Here is an 18,803-nt window from a genome sequence, read left to right as displayed (position 1 = left end):
GCCGGGGGCGTCCCTCAGGTGAGGTTGAGGCCGCCGTCGAGCACGATGACCTCGCCGGTCAGATAGCCGCTGCCGATCACCGAGGCCACCAGGTCGGCCACGTCGGCGGGTTGGGCCGGGCGGTGCATGGGCGCGCGCTCCCGCCACAGCTCGTGCGCCTGGACCCAGTCCTTCGTCATCGGCGTGTCCACCAGGCCCGGGGCCACCGCGTTCACCCGTACGTCGGGCCCCAGCGCGGCCGCGAGGAGCCGGGTCACATGGTTCAGCGCGGCCTTGCTCGCCGCGTACGGCACCGAGGAACCCTTGGGCCGTACCCCGGCGTGGCTGGTGATGTTCACGATGCTGCCGCCCCCGGGGGACTGCCGCAGCGCCGGAAGAGCCGCCGTGCACAGCACCCAGGGCGCGATGAGGTTGACCTCCAGCAGTCGCCGCCAGTCCGCCGGTGTCGCCGCCGCCAGGTCCGCGTGCGGAATCGGCCAGCTGATGCCCGCGTTGTTCACCAGCACGTCCAGCCGCCCGAAGTGACCGACCGCGGCCTCGACCAGCCCCCGAACCTCGTCCTCCACCTCAAGATCGGCCCGCACATACGCCCCGCCGAGCTCCGCCGCCAGCGCCCGGCCCGCCTCCGCGCTGCGCCGCGAGTGCACGACGACCCGCATCCCGTCCCCCGCGAGCCGCCGTACGACCGCCTCGCCGATCCCCGACGTGGACCCGGTGACCAGGGCGACGGGGCGGTCCCCTTGCTCGATGCTCATGACGATGATCGTGCCACGCCCCGATCGCGCCGGATCAGGCAGGCGAGGGCCCCCACCTGCCCGGAGAATCACCGCCCGCCTGCGGCCACGCTTCCGTGACGACCCTGCACACCGCGGTCACGTCCGCCGTCTGCACCGGCCGTGCGGGGCACTCGGATCCCGCACGGCCGGCCTCCGTCACGGCTTGATGCCCACCCCGGCCCATGCGCTGACCTCGGCGTCCGTGAGTTCCGGGCCCGGGCCCTGCGGGTCGTCGGGGCGCCAGCGGTGGGTCAGGGAGATAGCGGGTTCGAGCAGGTCGAGTCCCTTGAAGAAGCGGGCGACCTCCTCCCGGCTGCGGACCTGGGCCCGGGTGCCCGCGGCGGCGTAGATGCCGACGAGCTTCTCCCAGAGCTCCGGGGCGAAGTCGCCCGTGCAGTGGCTCACGGCCAGCGCGCTGCCCGAGGGCAGGGCGTCCATGAGGCGGGCCACGGTGCCGTACGGGTCCCAGTCGTCCGGCACGAAGTGCAGGATGGCGTTGAGGGACAGGGCCACCGGCCGGTTCAGGTCGAGGGTCCTGGCCAGTTCGGGGGAGCCCAGGATCGCCTCGGCGCCGGTGAAGTCGCCCTGGACGTACGCCGTCCGCCCCTCGGGCGTGTTGCGCATCAGGCGCTCGGCGTACTTGAGGACCAGGGGGTCGTTGTCGGCGTACACCACCCGTGCCTCGGGGGCCACGGACTGGGCCACCTGATGCAGGTTCGGCTCGGTGGGGATGCCGGTGCCGATGTCCAGCCACTGCCGGACGCCGTACTCCTGCGCGAGGACGCGGGTGGCGCGGTGCATGAAGGAGCGGATCTCGCGGGCGCACGTGAAGATGCCGGGGTAGGTGGCCGCGACGGTCTCGGCCGCCTGCTTGTCGACGTCGAAGTGGTCCTTGCCGCCGAGGTAGTAGTCGTACATCCGGGCGGAGTGGGGCCGGCTGGTGTCGATCTCCCGCGCGGCGTGCGAGTTGCTCATCCTGTCCCTTTCAAGTGGTGTGCGTGGGGGTGTCGGGCGGGTCGCTGCCGGGGCAGGTCCGGCTCGGGTCGTGGATCAGCCGGCCGTCAGATGATCGGCGAGACCCCGCTTGACGCCCGCGACGAACGCGGCGATCTCCTGCGGGGTGTAGATCAGCGCGGGCCCGGCCGGATCGGTCGACTGCCGCAGGGCCACCCGGCCGTCGGCCAGGAGCTTCGTCTGCACGCACTGCCCCCCGTTGGGGCCGCTCCAGGGCGATTCCCAGCCCTGGTCGCCGAGTTCGGCGGCGGGCATCCCGTTGTAGACGTCACAGTCGGTGGTGGTCATGAGTACTCCTTGCGCATGCGGTTCAGGAGCGCCTTGCTGTCCGCGTCCGAGGTCAGCAGGGACATGCGGTTGTGCGCTTCCAGATGCGCCGACACGTCGGAGCGCTGATCCAGGTACATCGCGCCGGAGAGGACCTCCGTGTAGACGATGTCCGGCAGTTCCGGTTCCTCGAAGCGGAAGTACGTGAACGGGGCACACGCCCCCACGTGGGCCCCGGCGGTGAACGGCACGACGTCGACGCTGACGTGCTCCAGCTCCGTGGCCTCCAGGAGCCGTTCGATCTGCTCCCGCATGACCTCGGGGCCGCCGACCACGCGGTGCAGTACGGCCTCTTCCATCACGACCCACAGCGTGGGCGCGTCGGGTCTCTCCAGCAGGCTCTGGCGGCGCAGCCGCAGGTCGACGCGGTGTCCGAGGTCCGCGTCGGCCTCGTTGGGGAAGCCGCCGCGCAGCACTCCCCGCGCGTAGGCGTGGGTCTGCAGCAGGCCCGTGACGTAGTGGGGCTCGTAGGTGCGCAGCGTCCTGGCACCGGCTTCCAGGCTGACGTAGGCGCTGAACCAGTTCGGCAGCACATTGCGGTACATGTGCCACCAGCCGGGCTCGTTGGCCCGCTCGGCGAGAACGATGAACTCGTCGATCTCCTGCCGGTCGGCCCCGTACGTCTCCAGGAGCTTCTCCACGTACAGCGGCTTGAGCGCGACCTCCGCCTTCTCCAGACGGCGGATGGTCAGCGACGTCACCCGCAGCGCCCTGGCCGCGTCCTCCAGGGAGGCCCCCGCGTCCTGCCGCCGCTCCTGAAGACGACGGCCCAGGATCATGCGCAGAACGGTGGGAGCACTGGTTCCACCCGTGCCCGTACGGCCTTCGCTCACGTCCTGACCTCCTGAGGGTCTGTCACCGGCCCGAGTCTGACAGCGGCTTGATGACGCCACCAGACCGATACCGGCTTTCTGAAATTATCAGGGAGCTGGTTGCAGGTTGAACTTGGGTGCGAGCATAGTTACTTGTGTGACCCGTGCCGCCGAACGCGAACACGGTGACGCCAACCGCTCCTACCCTCCCGTGCGTTGGCACCGTCCCGCTTCCCGATGCGTCTCGCCCGGCTGCGCCGCCGCCCCCACGGAAGGCCAACACCGTGTCCCCCCACATGACTTCGTCCCGCCAGCTGTTAGACGCCGCGGACCCGGAGCGAACCCACTGGATCGAACTTCCCGCGCACCGCTCCAGCGTCGGCGTGGCCCGGCGCTCCGTCGGTACCCGGCTCAAGTCCTGGAGCCTGCCGGACGACGTGTGTGCCGACGCGGTCCTGCTGCTGTCCGAGCTGGCCACCAACGCCGTGTGCCACACCCTCAGCGTGCGCATCCTGTGCGGCATCGGGCTGGTCACCGACGGGGTCCTGAGGCTGGAGGTGCACGACCACGACCACTCGGGCCCCACGCTCCGGCAGTGCCGGGCGGGCCTCGACGACGAGGGCGGGCGCGGGCTGTTCCTCGTGGAGCAGCTCGCGGACTCCTGGGGAGTGGATCGGTCCAGGCTCACCGGCGGCAACGCCGTATGGGCGAACCTGACGGCCTGAACTAGCCCACGGTGGGCGTGAGTTCGGCGAGCAGCAGCGTGCGGTCGTCCGCGCCGGCCGGATCGGAGGGGGCGTGCAGCAGCCGTCGGCACAGGGCGGACAGCGAGTCCTTGCTCTCGGCCGCCTCGGCGGCGGCCGTGTCCAGGGAGCGGGCGAGACGGGCGATCTCGTGGTCTATGTCGGCGTCCCGGGACTCGACCAGGCCGTCGCTGTAGAGCGCGAGAAGGACCGGGGCGTCGATCGTCAGCACGGTCGGTTCGTAGGTGCCCGCGCCCAGGCCGAGCGGCAGGCCCGCGCTGACCAGGGTGACCGGAGCGGTCCTGCCGTCCGGCCCGCGCAGCAGCGGGGGAGGGTGACCGGCGCCCACGAGGGTGCAGGTGCGGCGCCGCGGGTCCCACTCGGCGTAGATGCAGGTCGCGAAGGAGGCGCCCGGGGTGTCGCTGGCGAGCGCGTCGAGCCGGCGTACGAGATCGGCGGCGGGGATGTCGAGGCTCGCCAGGGTGCGGACGGCGGTGCGCAGCTGGATCATCGCCACGGCGGACTCCGGACCGTGCCCCATGGCGTCCCCGACGATGAGGCTGACCCGGTCGTCGGGCCGTCTCAGTACGTCGAACCAGTCACCGCCGATGATCGAGCCCTGCCCGGCGGGGAGGGAGCCGTGGGCGATGCGGCAGCCCTCGACCTCCTGGATCGTGCCCGGCAGCAGACTGCCCCGGATGGCCAGCGCGGTACGGCGCTCGTGCTCGTAGCGGCGGGCGTTGTCCAGGGCGACCGCGGCCCGCGCGGCCAGCGACTCCACGGCGGCGACCTCCGCGGTCACGAAGGGCCCCCGGTCCGGCCCGCGGGAGCAGGCGACGAAACCGATCGCCCCGCCCCGCAGCCGCAGCGGCACCACCAGGAACGAACGCGCCTTGAGGAGCTCGCCGAGCCGCGCGTCCTCGCCGGCGGACGCGGCGAGCCGCTCGGCGGTGTGGTCGTCGACCCCGTCGAGCAACTGCGCGTGCCCGTCGACCAGTGCGCGGGCGTACGGCGTCTCACGGGGAAAGACGAGCACCTCGCCGACAGGCAGCACACCGTCCCAGGACTCCGGCGCGTCCGTCCCCACGCGCAGCGCCAGGCGGCGCGCCTCGATCTGGGCGGGATCCGCGCCCGCGTACGTGGTCTCCTCGCGCCGCCACCGCTCCAGCAGATACAGGGACGCCGCGTCGCAGAAGCCGGGCGTCAGCGCGTGCACGACATGGCTGCCGGTCAGCCCCAGGTCCAGCTCCGAGCCGATGACGTCGGCCGCGGGGGAGAAGGCCGACCGACGGGGCGGGGGCACGGCGGGGGTGTCGTCGGAGCGGCTGCGCGGTTCGTTCCGCAGGGTCGTGGTGCCTTTCCGGGTGGGGGTCCGGGTGCCCGGCGGGGACAACTGATCGCCAGGCGTCGACGGCAACTATATGATGAGGCGTCAAGTACCTTGGTGGGGAAGGACTTTCTGGTGACCGACACGGATGCTCTGCCGCCAGGGGCCGATCCGGACAAGGCGAGCGTAGCCCGGATGTACGACGCCCTGCTGGGCGGGGAGCACAACTTCGCCATCGACCGGGAGGCCGTGGCAGCCGTCACGGCCATCGATCCCCAGGTGCGCATGCTGGCCCGGGCCAACCGCGCCTTCCTCGGACGGGCCGTGCGCTTCCTGGCCGGGCAGGGGATCCGGCAGTTCATCGACCTCGGCTCGGGGATCCCGACGCAGGGCAACGTCCACGAGGTGGCGCAGTCGGCGAGCCCGGGCGCCCGTGTGGTCTACGTCGACAAGGACCCGGTGGCCGTCGCCCACAGCACCTCCCTGCTCTCCGACAACCCGCACGCGGACATCGTCGACGCCGACATCCGGCGTCCGGCCGACGTCCTGGCGTCGCCGCAGCTGCGCAAGCTGATCGACTTCGACCAGCCGGTCGCCGTCCTCATGGTCGCGATCCTGCACTTCGTCACCCCCGAGGAGAACCCGGCCGGCATCGTCGCCGCGTTCCGGGACGCCCTGCCCGACGGCAGCTGGCTGGCCATGTCCCACGCCACCAACGAGGACCGTCCGGACACGGCCGCCGCCGTGACCCAGCTGTACCGCTCCCGGGCCACCTCACCGGTCACCGCCCGCTCCCACGACGAGATCCGGGACCTCTTCACCGGTTTCGACCTCACGGAACCGGGCCTGGTCCACGTACCCCTGTGGCGCCCCGACGAGGACATCCCGGAGAACCCGTCGGAGTACTGGGTGTACGCGGGGGTCGGCCGCAGGAGCGGGTGACCTCGCCGGGACGCGGTTGCCACAACGACACGTTCAGCGCTCGGAGTTGAGCGTGTCGACCGCACTGCCGGCGTCGCCGATCGTCGTGTAGTCGACCGCGACGAAGTTCACCGGATGACCGCGTTCGCGCTCACAGCGGTGGACGCGGTCGAGCACGTACCGGCGGGAGTTGACCTCGCCGGCGTCCAGGCGGCTGCCACCGTTGTTCGTGATGAAGTGGTTGAGCAGGAACAGCCTCTTGCCGGTCCCGCCCCGGTGCGGCACGCAGCTCATCTCGCCGGGGCTGCGGAAGGCGAACGGCGTCTCCATGCCGTACCGGTAGAAGTTGCGGTACCAGGTGGCCGGGCCGTCCGCCTGCTCGGCGAAGACGACGAGCCGACGGCCACTGTCGATCATGTCGCCCAGGGTCGGCCAGGCCTTGCCGGGATCCGGGTCCGGCGTGTGGACCAGGTCGGTCAGACCGGCCTGCCGGAACGCCTCCGCGGTGTCCTTGCCGCTGATCGCGTCCTGGACGATCAGCGTCACGACCTCGGTCGGATGGGCGCGCATCCAGTCGCCGATCTCCCGCAGCGTCGGCACGAGGGGGATCGCCCCCGCCCGGCACACGGCGTGGCACAGCCACAGTCCCTCGCGCGGCGGGTTGACCTTGTTGACGGCGGAGGCGATCAGGGTGCGCTGCTCGGGCGTGAAGTCGGAGTCGTCGAGCCGGGCCGTGATCTGGTCGGGGCTCTCCCAGTGGTAGGTGTCGAGCTGGAGGCCGCGCACTCCGTCGTCCAGCTGTGCCGTGACACCCGGGTCCTGGAGGGGGCCGATGAACCGGTCGACGGTGGTCGACATGGCGTTGTGCGAGGTCAGATACGCGACCTCGTCGTAGCGCCGGTCGCACAGCGTCGGGCTGCCCTGGCATCTGCGGGGCGCGGAGGGGCTCGCGGCGAGCGGCACCAGGATCACTCCGGCCACGACGGCGGCACTCGTGCCGGCCGCGAGAAGGCGCAGACGTGAGGAGGGGACGTGCAGGCGCGGACGCACCTGAAGGGTCCAGCCGGTCCCCACGAGGAGCGCACCCGCGACCAGGGGGATCAGGGCGGTGGCGAGCGCAGTCGCCGTCATGTCGTCGAGAGCCGTGCGCTGGAGGTCGTCGACGAGACGGGCGATGCTCGGCGCCCACCCCGACGGCGGGCTGATCACCCGGCCGCCGCTGATCAGACGCGCGAGCACGGCGACGAGCGCGGCGAGAAACCCGCCGGCGGCGAGGGACCAGCCCAGCAGCATCGCCTTCCGGCCCGCGGATACGGGTCCTGTGACCCACAGCAGGGCGAGGGCGGCGACCAGCAGGGCGGCGGCGAGGGCCTCCACCAGACCCAGCCCGGTGGCGGTGTAGGCGCGCACCCGGTGCAGTGCGGCCGGATCGTCGCCGGAGGTGTCCAGTGTCCGTGTGACGTTCCAGTTGTCTCCCCCGGAGAGCGTGCGCAGCCGGGCGGCCGCGTCCTGCGTGTGCCGGGACACCACCGCGGGTGCCACGGTGGCCAGGACGGTGGCGACGTCCCCGGCGGCCAGCGCCACCTCGACATCGTCACGCAGTGCCTCGCGCTGCTGTTCGGGCACGGCGGCCAGGATGTGGCGGGCCGCGGTGGCGGCCTGTTCCTCGGAAAGGGGCAGAGCGGGCAGCGCCGAGGGCGCGTGTCCGGCGACGAGGGCCTTGAGGGCGGCGTCGAGATCGGTCGAGAACGCCGCGAAGTCCGGCTCCGGCTTCTGCTGCACGGCGGAGACGAGGTCGCCGAAGTAGGTGTGCGCCAGGTCGTTGAGGTTGGCCAGTACCGGTCGCAGGTCGACGTTCAGGGCGAGGGTGTCCCGGTCGCCGTTGAGGTAGCCGACCAGGGCGTCGATCTGGGTGTCGGTGAGTTCTCGTACCGTCTCGGGCGGCAGGACCAGCTTGAGGTTGGAGGTGATGACGGCTTCGGGCACCGGTAGCCGGGCCAGGAGGCCACGGGTGACGGGGGCCGTCCGGGGGTCGACCAGGACCTGGTCGTAGAGCCGGTCGTAGGCCGACTCCTCGTTGAGCACGGACTGGTAGAACCCTGGCGAGACGACCGTGGCCCGGGCCGTGGCCGCCAGGGTGACGAGCGCTGTGCAGAGCACGGCGACGACGAGGGCGGCGATCCGTATCCACCCTCGCTCCTCGACGGCACGCAGGTTCTCGATGGCACCATGGTCACCGCGACCCGCGCGGCCCGCAAACGGCACGCTCGGTCGGTCGGCGCGACCACGGCTGTGACCTGCCCGGTCTCCGAAGGCCGGCGAAAGGAACGGGTACCGGAGCGGATGCCGACTCCCACCGGCGCGGGGCGGGCCTCCTGCGTGTGCTGCGGCCGCAGGAGGCCACCGGGTGTCACGCCCCGCCGGGACCCTCACCCCGCGATGGAGTCCAGTTGTTCCGCCGCCGGGCGCAGGGCCCACAGATCGCCGCCGGGCGGTGCCTCAAGCGACGGGACCGCTCTCCGGGCCCGTGCGTCACCCGCGTCGGCTGCCGCATGCACGACGTCGGTCGCCGCGTACCGGAGGAACTCCAGCTCGGGATGGGGCCACGCGGCGGATCCGGTCGCGGCGGGCAGCAGATAGTCCACCGCCTTGAACAGGCTCTGCCCCTCCGGACCGCGGTACGCCCACAGATCGACGCCGACGTGCCGGCCGATCGCCGCGAGCCGCGTGTAGGCGACCAGGTCGAACGTCGAGTAGTGCCAGCTCCGGGTGCGGGCCAGCTCCTGCGGCTGGCTCCCGTCGGATGCGATCTGCGGCGCGACGCGCTTGCTGCGGGCGTCAAGGACTGTCCGGCGGGCCAGGGCCCTGTCCCCGGTCGCGCAGGCGAGGCCGGCGAGCAGCATGTCGTAGAAGGTGCCGTGGTTGTTGGCGGCTGCGCCCTCCTGTTTGCCGAAGTCGCCGTCCTTGAGCCAGCCGAGGAAGTCGGTGTTCCAACGGGCCATGCCGGTGCGGTCCTTCCCGCTCCAGCCCGGCGCACCGGTGTCCAGCAGCGCGAGCGCGTCGAGGACGGCGGTGTACGACTGCGAGAAGTCGATGATGCCGATGGCGCGGCCGTCGTACTTGCAGGGGATGAACTGGGCGTGGTCGAGGTTGGGGTTCATCCTCGTGGCCGGGTCGAGGAACCAGGTGCGCAGTACCTGCCCGGCCTTCTCGGCGTACCGCTTCTGGCCGGTGTAGTACCAGGCGAGGGAGAGGTCGTAGGCGGAGTCGAAGGTCTTCTCGACGTCCTGGCGGTCGGTGCCGGAGTCGACCTCGGGGTTGCGTTCGCCGTCGCGCTGCACGTACGGGCAGCCCCAGGGGTTGTCGGCGGTCGGGGGCTGGGAGGGCCACCAGTAGGGGGCCTGGCTGAGGTAGTCGTGGACGTCGCCGCCGGGGGCGGGCCTCGGCTTGTCGACGACGGTCCAGGGGCCCTGGTTCAGCCACTTGTCGGCGCGGGACGTCAACGCCCTGACCGAGAGCCGGAGTTGCGGGTCGCCGTGGTCGAGCCGGACTTTCGTCCGCTGCAGACGCGTGCCGTCCAGGACCACGGTGTGCGGGGTCGCGGTCTGCGCGGACACGGGGGCGGCGAGGCCTGTGGTGAAGGCGGCCAGGGCCGTCAAAAGGACGCACAGGCGGGATCGAGCGCTCATCGGACCGCTCCGCTCAGCCGGCGCTGGGCCTCGTACAGGTTCCGTGGCCGCACAGCGCCCGGACTGCCGTACAGCTCCAGGCGCGTGTGCAGATCGCCTGTGAAGTCGGGTACGTCGACCTGGTCGAACTCCCTGACCTCGTCGATGCCGACGGTGGCTGAGTACGGCGCCAGGCCGTCGATCCTCACCAGCCCCGCGCGGCCGTTGGTGACCCGGACGTTCCAGTGCGTGAACCGGGCGCCGAACAGGGGACCCGCGCTCGCGTCACCGCCGTGACGGCCGTCGTTGTTCAGGGTGATGTCGGTGCGGACGTTGGCGAAGGGCAGGCCGCGATGGCTGTCGAAGGTGCCCATCCGCATGTCACCGCGCGACCAGACGTTGTACGACGACAGGCCCTCGACGTTGATCCCGTGCAGCTGGGTACCCGCGGGCGCGGGCGTGGTGCGCTGCTCGATCGTGAAGTCCTCGATGAGGTTGTCGTGCGAGCCCTCGCGGCAGAAGTAGGGGTGATGGGAGCCGCGGCCCGCCACGCGCGTCCTGCGCAGGGTGCACGCGGAAGCGGCCACCAGACCGAATCCGTTGTCGACATGACGGACCGTCACATCGTCCACCCAGCAGTCGTACGCGCACTGGAGCACGACGCCGTTGTGCCCCTTGTCCAGCAGATGCGGCTGCTGGGGGGTCTGCACCGCCTCCAGGGTCAGCCCCTCGACCCCGGAGCAGGTCAACTCAGGCACATGTGTGGTGAGTTGCGGCGTCCACTCCGGGCGTATGTCGAGCGGGAGCGGGCGTTCGAGGGTGACCTTGCGGCCGTGGACGCGGGTGATGCGGACGGGCCACTCGTAGGGGACGTACGAGGTCAGCTTCGTCTTGTCGTCCCAGTAGTAGGCCTCGGGTCCGGGGCCGCCGCCGCACATGTGCTCGAGGAGGGTGTGGTCCGCGTCGTCGGAGAGCCGCAGGAGGACCAGGGTGCCCGGTCGCAGCGACGACGCGTCAGCGACCGTCACCGTCCAGGAGCCCTGCCGTGCCGGGGCGACCGCGGTGAGCGTCCGCCATTCGTCGCGCCGGTTGCCCGTCCAGCCCTCGAAGGGCCACGCCCGGGCCCGGATCGCGGCGACGAGGGATTCCCAACGGGCCCTGGGTGCCAGCCAGATGAGACCCCCGGCCCAGGACCAGGACGACTTGTCGCCGCCGTAGCGGGAGCCGTACACCCCGATCAGTTCGGTGAGGCTCTTCGTCGCGTACAGGGTCGTACGGCCGCTGCCGGCGCCCTTCAGGACCACGTTCGAGCGGTCCAGGCGGATGACGTCGTCGATGCGGAACGTGCCCGGCGGGATGGTGACCGTGCCACCGCCGGCCTTTCCGACAGCGGCGATGGCACGGTTGATCGCCGGGGCGGAGTCGGTGGAGCCGTCCGCCACGGCACCGAAACGGCGAACGTCGGCGACGACGGGGCGGCGGGGGAAGTGCGCCGCCCCGCCGCGGCAGCCGGCCCTGCCGACGTACGGGATCTGCGGGTGGGTGAAGGGGGTGCGGTTGAACTCCCGCCACAGTGAGGGGAATTCGGCCGCGTGGGCGGCCGGTGAGGTGACGGCGGCGGCTGCCGCGGCGACAGCACTGCCCAGCAGGGTCCGCCTGGTCATGCCCATGCCATTCCGATGACCCAGGGGGCCCGTGTGCGCCTTGCTCATGTCCGTTCGCCCTTCCCATGTGCCTTTCATGGATGTGAACGACGTTCAGAAGTGCGTTGGCCGGTGAGCATGCCATGAGGTTCATCCGGGCGAAAGAGGTTGCGCAGAGGTTAATTGACCACGTCCATGAACAGGCGACAACGCGGAGCCCCGCCGACAGGGTGTCTGTCGGCGGGGCTCTGTCCGTGCGCGGTTCCCGGGCCTACCGTCGCTTGGCGCCGACGGTGACGATCCCGCTGACCTTCGAACCGGCGAGGTTGTCGTAGACGACCTCACCTCCGGACTTCTTCCAGATCCTGATGCGGAAGGTGTCCGGGGCATCGGTGGCGGTGACGCGGAAGGCGTACCCGGCCTTGCCGCCCAGCGTGCCGGATCCCTGGTAGACGGCCTGGGAGCCGGTCACCACGAGCCAGTCGGAGCCGGTGGAACGGAACTTCAGCCAGGCCGGGCCGAAGTCGAAGGAGACCTTGCCGACGGGCGCGACGGCTCCTGGCGTGTAGGCCGCGCCGAAGGTGAAGGATGCCTTGCCCGTCAGGCCCGGCTTGGCGGGGTAGGCGCCGGCCGGAGAACCGAAGAGGCCGGCACCGAGCGCGGGCCCGGCCGTGCGGTCGTAGACGATCAGCTCGGGCAGCGTCCTGCTGTCCGAGGCGCCGTCGTCGTCGGTGACGGTGATCACCGGACGGCGGATCCCGGCCTTGGTGTACGTGTGCTCGGCCCGGCAGCCGGAGGCGGTGACCTTGCCGGACTGCGGCGCGCTCCCGTCCTTCCAGTCGACCTTGCAGGTGTGGGTGTCACTCCTGCCCGGGTCGGTGAACGCGGCCGTGACGACCGTGCCCTTTCCGACCGCCACCGGGGACTGCGGACCCGTGGCCGAGACGATCGCCGGCGCCGCGTTGGCCACCTTGACCGTCACCGTGTCACTGCTACGCCCGCCGGTCAGGGTGAGCGTGTAGGTGCCGTTGTCCGTGCAGGTGACCGTCGTGGCCGCAGCCCCGGGGGCGGCGACGGTGCAGGGCGCTCCCGCTGCGACGGTCCACTTCGGGCTGCCCGCACCGGAGATCGTGCCGTTCAGCGCGATCGCGTCGCCTTCCTTGCCGGTGCCGTCGGCACCGGCGTGCACGATGGTCACCGGGTCGACGCCGGTCAGGGTGGGTACGACCTTCTTGATCAGGCCGTCCGCGCCGAACTCCATCTTGTCGATGGTCGTCTCGCGGTGCATGCCGTCACCGCCGGGCATGGCGAACCGGTGATAGGCGATGTACCAGTCGTCGGTGCCCGGCACATGGACGACCGAGTGGTGGCCGGGGCCCTTGATGCCGAGGGAGAGGTCCTTCTCCAGGATCACGCCCTGCTTGGTCCAGGGACCCGTGGGGGAGGAGCCGGTGGCGTAGGCCACCCGGTAGTTCTCGTCGCGGGTGTCGTTCTCCGACCACATGAGGTAGTAGGTGCTGTTCCGCTTGATGACGAAGGTGCCCTCGTTGTAGCCGCTGGGCGTGATGTCCTTCATCTTCGTGAGGTCGAGCGAGGTCATGTCGGCGTTCAGCGGGGCCACGTAGGCATGGCCGTTGCCCCAGTAGAGGTACGACTGCCCGTCGTCGTCCGTGAACACGGCCGGGTCGATCATCTGACCGCTGAACTGGCCCGCCTTGAGCAGTGGTTGGCCCAGCGCGTCCTTGAACGGCCCGGTCGGCGAGTCGGACACCGCGACACCGATGTTGGCGTCGGCACAGAAGTAGAAGTAGTACTTCCCGTTCTTCTCGGCGATCGTCGGCGCCCAGGCCCTGCTGTCCGCCCACGAGATGTCGGGACCGAGGTCGAGGATGACGCCGTGGTCCTTCCAGTGGACCAGGTCGGTGGAGGAGTACGCCTTGAACTGCGTACCGCTCCAGCCCTCGAAGCCGTCGGTGGTCGGGTAGATGTAGAAGGTGTCGCCGAAGCGGACGATGTTCGGGTCGGCGTTGAGACCCGGCAGGACCGGGCTCCTCATGACGAGCGCCGACACCGTCCAGGTCCGCTTCTTGCCGTCGGACCCGGTCACCTCGTACGTCACCGGCTTGCTGAAGTCCTGCACGCTGCCGGAGGCGGGGCTGATCGCCGCGCCGTGGGCCAGGGTGAACTCCGGTGCCAGCGCGGTGAGATCGGTGCCTTCCTTCAGCGGCAGAGTGACCTTGCTGTCGGCGTTGTCGACGATGGCGTCCACCTTCAGCGCCGGGTGCGTCGCCTTGGCGATGCCCGCGGTGTTGCCGCTGAGCTCCATCACCTCCGCGGCCGTCAGGGACCGGTCGTAGATGCGGAAGTCGTCGACCTCGCCGCCGAAGAACGGGTCGCCCGCGTACAGGGACCTGCCGATGTAGCCGCTGTAGTCCTTGTTCGCGTCGTACAGCTCGGACGGCTTGATGGTGGTGGTCGTGCGGGCCGCCTCGACGCCGTCGACGTAGAGGACCATCGACCCGGTCGCCCCGTCGAGGGTGACGGTGACGTGCCGCCATTCGCCGGGCGTGAGCTGTGAACCGGCTGTCAGCTTCGACTCCGCCGACCAACTCGCCTTGCTGATGGCCGAGTAGAGGCTGTTGCCGCCGTTGGAGGGCGTGGCGAACAGGTACTTGTTGCTGTCCGGACCGAGTCCGAACAGCCACTGGAAGCTGCTGCCGCCCTTCCACTTGGCGTACGTCGACACGGTCACGCTGTCGGCGTTCTTCAGCACACCGTTCGGGATCTTCACATACGGCGAGTTCGAGTCGCCGGACATCTTGAACGAGCCGTCCTCGACACCGGTGCCGAAGGCGGGCGTGCCGACGTAAGTGCCGTGGTAGCCGTGTCCGCTGGAGTCACGGGCGATGTTGCCACCGCTCTCGTCGAAGCCGTAGTGCAGCAGCAGGTCGGCCGGTACGTCGGCGCCCTCCTGTGACACGGTGACCTCGGCCTGGACCGGGAGCGCGGCGCCGTCGGGCAGGCTTCCGGTGACCGTGAAGGTGCCGGCCTGCGCGTACTTCGACGCCGGGACCTCGTCCCAGGTGACGGCGACGGGGCGCTTGACGCCGTCCGCGTAGGTGGCGACGACGGTGGCCGGCAGCACGGGTGCCTCACCGATCCGGGTCTTCACCTGCACGTTCTCGACGTTCTCGACGAGTTGGTCCGGCTGGTAGGCGCGCAGCAGACGGTCGTACTCGGCCTGGGTGACCGGCAGGACGGTGCCGTGGCGCGGCTTGGCCGGCAGGTCGTAGTCGGCGACCGGGGTCCAGGTGCCGGAGTCGAGGTCGGTCGTCTCGAACGGGATGTAGCCGCGGCCGCCGAACTCGTCGAGGAACGCGTACCACTTCTCCTCGGTGTTCGACTTGAACACCAGCGGTCCCTCGGCGGCGTTCATCGCGCCCTTGCCGATTCCCTCCGCGACCGCGGTCCAGTTCAGGTTGAGGATCGAGTCGCTCTTCTCCTCGAAGATGAACTTGCTGTTGGGCGTGGAGGAGGTGTTGTTCCGCTCGTCCTTCGAGAGACGGTAGTAGGTGCCGTTGTTCTGGATCATCGTGGAGTCGATGACCGAGTAGCCGCGGTCGACCCACACCTTGGGCTCGCTGAACGTGTAGAAGTCGCGGGTGGTCGCGTACATCATGCGGTTGTACGTGTCGCCGGAGTGCGCCTCGTTGTCGTACAGCTTCGACGCCCAGAAGACCACGTACTCGCCGAGCTTCGCGTCGTAGAACGCCTCAGGCGCCCAGGTGTTGCCCGCGCTGTCGGGGGAGATCTTCACCAGCCGCTGGTTCGTCCAGTGGACGAGGTCGGTGGACTCCCAGACCATGATGGACTTGCTGCCGGTGCGCTGCGAGGCGTCCCAGTCGCCGTTGCCGTAGATCCTCAGGTCGGTGGCGATCTGGTAGAACTTGTCGCCCTCGGGGGAGCGGATGATGAACGGGTCGCGCAGGCCCTTCTCGCCCAGCGTGGAGGTCAGGACGGGCTTGCCGTCGTTCAGCTCCCGCCACTTCATGGGGTCGTCGCCCTTGCTGAGCGCCGAGTAGAGCTGCTCGCCGTCCGAGGTGCCCTCGCCGGTGAAGTAGCTGAACATGTAGCCCTTGAGGGCTTGTTTCGCGGGGAGTTCGGGGACCTTCGCGGTGAAGGTGCGGGTCGCCTTCGCCTCGCCCTTGGTGACGGTGGCGGTCAGGTCCACGGTGGTGGCGCCGTCGCCGTGCGCGGGGCGGTGGACGACGCCGTCGGCGGAGACGACGTCCGGGGTCGCGGAGGACCAGGTGACGTCCGTGCCGTAGTCGCCCCGGGCGGGCAGGGTGAGGTTGCCGCGGACGTCGTCGAGGTTGCGGACGGCGAGGGCCTGCGCGGCCCGCTCGGTGGCCGTCGTGTCGTCGAAGTCGGGCAGGACCGTGACGTCGAAGCTCTTGGTGTCGGTGACGGTGCCCTTCTTGAGGGTCGCCGTGAGGGTGGCGTGTCCGTTCGGCTCGTCGGCGGCCGGCCGCGTCACCTTCCCGGCGTCGGTCACCACCTGCGGGTTGTCGCTGGCCCAGCTGATGGTCGAGCCGCCGGCGGTCCCGGTCTTCGGCAGGTCCAGGTCGGCCGTGACCGCGCCGGTGTCGCCGAGGCTCAGGGCGGCCTTGTCGGCGGTGACGCCCTGGGTGGCGACGGGGAGGGAGAGCTGCTCGACCTCCGAGGTGTTCAGGGCGCGGTCGTAGACGCGGAAGTCACGGATGCGGCCCTTGAGGAGCCTGTCACCGGAGTAGACGGACTTGCCTATGTAGTTGGCGGTGGTGGAGCCGGAGCCGATGGCACCGGGCGTGATCGTGACCGCCGTGTTGCGGCCGACCTCGACACCGTCCTCGTACAGCACACCCGTGCTGCCGGTCTGCGTGTAGGTCAGCTGCTTCCACACCGCGCGGGTGAGGTTGTGCCCGTCGGAGGGCTTGGTGTTCTGCTCGGTCGTCCAGTTGCCGGTCGCGATCGAGGTGCGCAGGGAGTTGCCGGTGGTGAACAGGTACCCGTTGCCGTTGCCCCCGCTGGAGTTGCCGAAGCCGTAGACGAAGTACGGCGTGCTCTGCGCGGAGTCGATCAGCACGTCCGTGGAGACGGTGATCGAGTTCATGCCCTTCATGACGTCGTCCGGCACCTTGACGTAGGTGTCGGAGCCGTTGAAGGCGAGCCCCTGTCCGGGGTCCGACCAGTCGGCGGTCCCGTTCACCGTGCCGTCGCGGCCGTTGCCGGAGGCGTCGGTGACGGTGCTGCCGGACGCGCCGTCGAACTTGTACCAGAGGGCCAGTCCATCGGCTGTGTCCACGGTGTCCGCCGCCAGGGCGGGGATCGTGGGGGCGGCGAGACCCAGGAGCAGTGACGCGGCGGTCAGACCGGCGAGGCGGCCCGCCCGGCGTCTCGCGCGGGTGCGCGGACGTGCGAAGTACGTCATATGGGTTTTCCCTGCTGAGGCATGGCGGGGCCTCGGCTGTGGGCACCCTGCCGTTTCGGCTGTGTGACGTTGTGTTGCGAGAGTGTCAATCGCGTTCTACTGGCACGTCAAGAGGTTTCGAACGATGTCCGACTGGTCGAACGACTTGTTTCCCGGTGCCAATGGTCCGTGTTCCACGCGGTGTTGACCGGTCGCCCTGCATGTCTTCACGAGTTGCGGGCATTCGGGTCGTGCGCAGCGTGAACGACCAAGCGGTTCGAACCCGTCCAGGACTCGTCCGAGTCATCCGAAATCATTCGAAGGGGTGGGCACCATGCTGGCCATCATTTCCGCGGTCCTGTTCTTCATCTCCTTCCTCATCAACGCTGCGGACATCTCGACCAACGACACCTTCAGCTCGACGAACATCATGCTGCTGGGCCTCATGGTCCTCGCCCTTCACCTGGCCGGCATCGGCAGCGGCTGGTCCGCGCGCGGCCGCCGGTAGTGGCGGGCCCGACCGTGTTCAGGAGACGGGCAGCCCCCAGCGCGGGGCGTCCTCGACGGGACGTACGGGCGCGACGGTCAGGTCGGGGCGGTCGCCCTCGGCGGTGATCAGTGCCGACCGGCCCTCGCGCAGGGCGATGTGGAGGGTTCCGCCGCCGGCGTCCGTGTGACGCAGGCGGCGGCCCCGCTCGTCCCGTACGTCGACGGGGCCCGCCATCCCGTGCCGTACGACGCAGGGCGCCCCCGCCTCGCTGACCAGCCGTACCCAGCGGGTGGCGCCGCCCCGGCGGACCGCGCTGAGCAGGAAGGCGCCCTGCGTACGGAAGCCGTGCACGCTCACGTCCTGCCAGGCGGCGGGCAGCGCGGGGAACACCCTGATGACACCGCCCCACGACTGGCACACCATGTCGTGCAGCGACTGGGCCGCCGACAGGGGCGTCTCGATGACCGGCCCCGACTCCTGGTACATGGTGTTGGGCCGGATGAAGCGGGTCATGAGCTCGCCGAGATACCCGAGCGCGTCCTCGCCCTTGCCGAGCAGGGCCGACATCGAGGCGGCGCCGGTGAAGGTGTAGCCCTGAAGGGCGCCCTCGAAGCCCACCCAGTGCGCCAACGACCGCTCGATCAGGGCGCGTTCGTCAGCAGTGCGGCCGGTCACCTCGTACAGCGGGTAGATCGCGAGCAGATGCGAGTAGTGGCGGTGCGACTTGGCGAAGGGGATGTCCGCGCCGATCATGAAGCCGTTCGCGTCCGTCGGATACGGCGCCCGTTTCGCCAGCACCTCACGCCAGCGGGGCGCCAGCGGGTCGTCGATGCCGAGGACTTCCGCGGAGTCGAGGAGAGTGCGGCAGCCCCAGGTCAGAAGCATCAGATCGTAGGAGCAGTCGCGTGAGTCGCCGCCGTACTCCGGGGAGAAGGTGGCGGGCAGATGCAGCTTGCCGTCCGGGCCGGGTTCGAGGAAGTGCAGGTAGTAGGCGATCGCCTTGCGCAGGAGCGGGAACAGGACGTCCCGGAGGATCGACCTGTCCATGGTGTGGCGGTAGCTGAGCCAGACGTTGTGCAACGCCCAGGTCAGGTTCCCGACCTCGGGGGTGGGTGGGTCCTGGCCGGGGATGCCGACGCCGTAGCCCATGAGGGTGCTCGCCGCGCCGTTGACCAGGTGGGGATCGGTGGTGCGGGGGATACCGAGCGAGTCGCTGCGGTACGGGGCCGGCGTCTCCTGGGCGAGGTTGTCCCGGAACTCGCTCAACGACCGGGTGACGGCGTCCAGTTCGAGATGGTTGGAGCCGTGGATCAGCCAGTATTCCAGCTGGGCGTTGAGGTTCCACCAGGTGTTGGGCCAGGGCGTGGGCTCCAGCCAGGGGCCGCTCGTCGCCATCACGGGGGCGTCACGGCGGGCCGCGGAGGCCGCCTTGTACAGCTGGATCCAGTAGAAGCGCTGGATACGGGCGTCGGGGACGGACAGGAAACTCTTCCGGTAGTAGGCCTGCCACCAGGCGCGATGGTCCACCGAGAGGGCGGAGTACGGGAGTCGGGGGGGGGGGGGGGGGGCGGGGGAGGGGGGGGGGGGGGAGGTGGGGGTGGGGGGGGGGGGGGGGAGGTGGGGGTGGAAGGTC

At 70.3% G+C, this 18,803-nt stretch carries 12 protein-coding genes and 1 pseudogene; 3 read left to right on the top strand and 10 right to left on the bottom strand.

What is annotated here, in order from left to right:
- Nucleotides 1-14: 14 nt before the first annotated feature.
- The 4 genes from ACZ48Z_RS15685 to ACZ48Z_RS15670 all read right to left on the bottom strand — a co-directional run bounded on the left by ACZ48Z_RS15685 (nucleotide 15) and on the right by ACZ48Z_RS15670 (nucleotide 2,950).
- Nucleotides 15-755, bottom strand: a complete 741-nt coding sequence (locus tag ACZ48Z_RS15685; RefSeq protein ID WP_468736383.1) for an SDR family NAD(P)-dependent oxidoreductase — start codon at nucleotides 753-755, stop codon at nucleotides 15-17.
- 177 nt (nucleotides 756-932) lie between these two features.
- The gene (locus ACZ48Z_RS15680) at nucleotides 933-1,751 is read right to left on the bottom strand and encodes an SAM-dependent methyltransferase (RefSeq protein ID WP_468736382.1); all 819 of its coding nucleotides are present in this window, start codon (nucleotides 1,749-1,751) and stop codon (nucleotides 933-935) included.
- 75 nt (nucleotides 1,752-1,826) lie between these two features.
- On the bottom strand, nucleotides 1,827-2,078 hold the full coding sequence (locus ACZ48Z_RS15675; RefSeq protein WP_468736381.1) for a DUF397 domain-containing protein: 252 nt from the start codon (nucleotides 2,076-2,078) through the stop codon (nucleotides 1,827-1,829).
- Entirely contained in the window at nucleotides 2,075-2,950 is an 876-nt protein-coding gene (locus tag ACZ48Z_RS15670) for a helix-turn-helix domain-containing protein (protein ID WP_468736380.1), read from the bottom strand. Before ACZ48Z_RS15670 ends, ACZ48Z_RS15675 begins: the two co-directional genes overlap by 4 nt.
- A gap of 275 nt (nucleotides 2,951-3,225) precedes the next feature.
- Here ACZ48Z_RS15670 and ACZ48Z_RS15665 point away from each other — a divergent pair, with 275 nt between their 5' ends.
- Nucleotides 3,226-3,654, top strand: a complete 429-nt coding sequence (locus tag ACZ48Z_RS15665) for an ATP-binding protein (RefSeq protein ID WP_468736379.1) — start codon at nucleotides 3,226-3,228, stop codon at nucleotides 3,652-3,654.
- Nucleotide 3,655: 1 nt separating this feature from the next.
- Here ACZ48Z_RS15665 and ACZ48Z_RS15660 read toward each other — a convergent pair whose 3' ends face one another.
- A complete protein-coding gene (locus tag ACZ48Z_RS15660) occupies nucleotides 3,656-5,065 on the bottom strand; it encodes a PP2C family protein-serine/threonine phosphatase (RefSeq protein ID WP_468736626.1) in 1,410 nt (469 codons plus the stop codon).
- 69 nt (nucleotides 5,066-5,134) lie between these two features.
- On the opposite strand from ACZ48Z_RS15660, the gene ACZ48Z_RS15655 reads away from it, so the two are divergent.
- Complete coding sequence (locus tag ACZ48Z_RS15655; protein WP_468736378.1) at nucleotides 5,135-5,941, top strand: SAM-dependent methyltransferase; 807 nt, start codon at nucleotides 5,135-5,137, stop codon at nucleotides 5,939-5,941.
- Nucleotides 5,942-5,974: 33 nt separating this feature from the next.
- On the opposite strand, the gene ACZ48Z_RS15650 is transcribed toward ACZ48Z_RS15655, so the two are convergent.
- From ACZ48Z_RS15650 to ACZ48Z_RS15635, 4 genes are all read right to left on the bottom strand, one after another.
- Nucleotides 5,975-8,134, bottom strand: a complete 2,160-nt coding sequence (locus ACZ48Z_RS15650) for a hypothetical protein (RefSeq protein ID WP_468736625.1) — start codon at nucleotides 8,132-8,134, stop codon at nucleotides 5,975-5,977.
- Between the two features lie 215 nt (nucleotides 8,135-8,349).
- The gene (locus ACZ48Z_RS15645; RefSeq protein WP_468736377.1) at nucleotides 8,350-9,609 is read right to left on the bottom strand and encodes an alginate lyase family protein; all 1,260 of its coding nucleotides are present in this window, start codon (nucleotides 9,607-9,609) and stop codon (nucleotides 8,350-8,352) included.
- Nucleotides 9,606-11,258 carry a glycosyl hydrolase family 28-related protein gene (locus ACZ48Z_RS15640; RefSeq protein ID WP_468736376.1) on the bottom strand — a complete coding sequence of 551 codons (1,653 nt, stop codon included), beginning with the start codon at nucleotides 11,256-11,258 and terminating at the stop codon, nucleotides 9,606-9,608. Before ACZ48Z_RS15640 ends, ACZ48Z_RS15645 begins: the two co-directional genes overlap by 4 nt.
- A 244-nt stretch (nucleotides 11,259-11,502) precedes the next feature.
- The gene (locus ACZ48Z_RS15635) at nucleotides 11,503-16,701 is read right to left on the bottom strand and encodes a family 43 glycosylhydrolase (RefSeq protein ID WP_468736375.1); all 5,199 of its coding nucleotides are present in this window, start codon (nucleotides 16,699-16,701) and stop codon (nucleotides 11,503-11,505) included.
- Between the two features lie 313 nt (nucleotides 16,702-17,014).
- On the opposite strand from ACZ48Z_RS15635, the gene ACZ48Z_RS15630 reads away from it, so the two are divergent.
- Nucleotides 17,015-17,188, top strand: a complete 174-nt coding sequence (locus tag ACZ48Z_RS15630; RefSeq protein WP_328744308.1) for a hypothetical protein — start codon at nucleotides 17,015-17,017, stop codon at nucleotides 17,186-17,188.
- An 18-nt stretch (nucleotides 17,189-17,206) separates the two neighbouring features.
- On the opposite strand, the pseudogene ACZ48Z_RS15625 reads toward ACZ48Z_RS15630, so the two are convergent.
- Nucleotides 17,207-18,718: pseudogene (locus ACZ48Z_RS15625) on the bottom strand (glycosyl hydrolase family 95 catalytic domain-containing protein); the annotation flags it as partial.
- Between the last annotated feature and the right edge of the window lie 85 nt (nucleotides 18,719-18,803).

The sequence above is a fragment of the Streptomyces sp. NPDC031225 genome (assembly GCF_055570355.1).
This window is presented reverse-complemented; position numbering and strand designations above follow the sequence as displayed.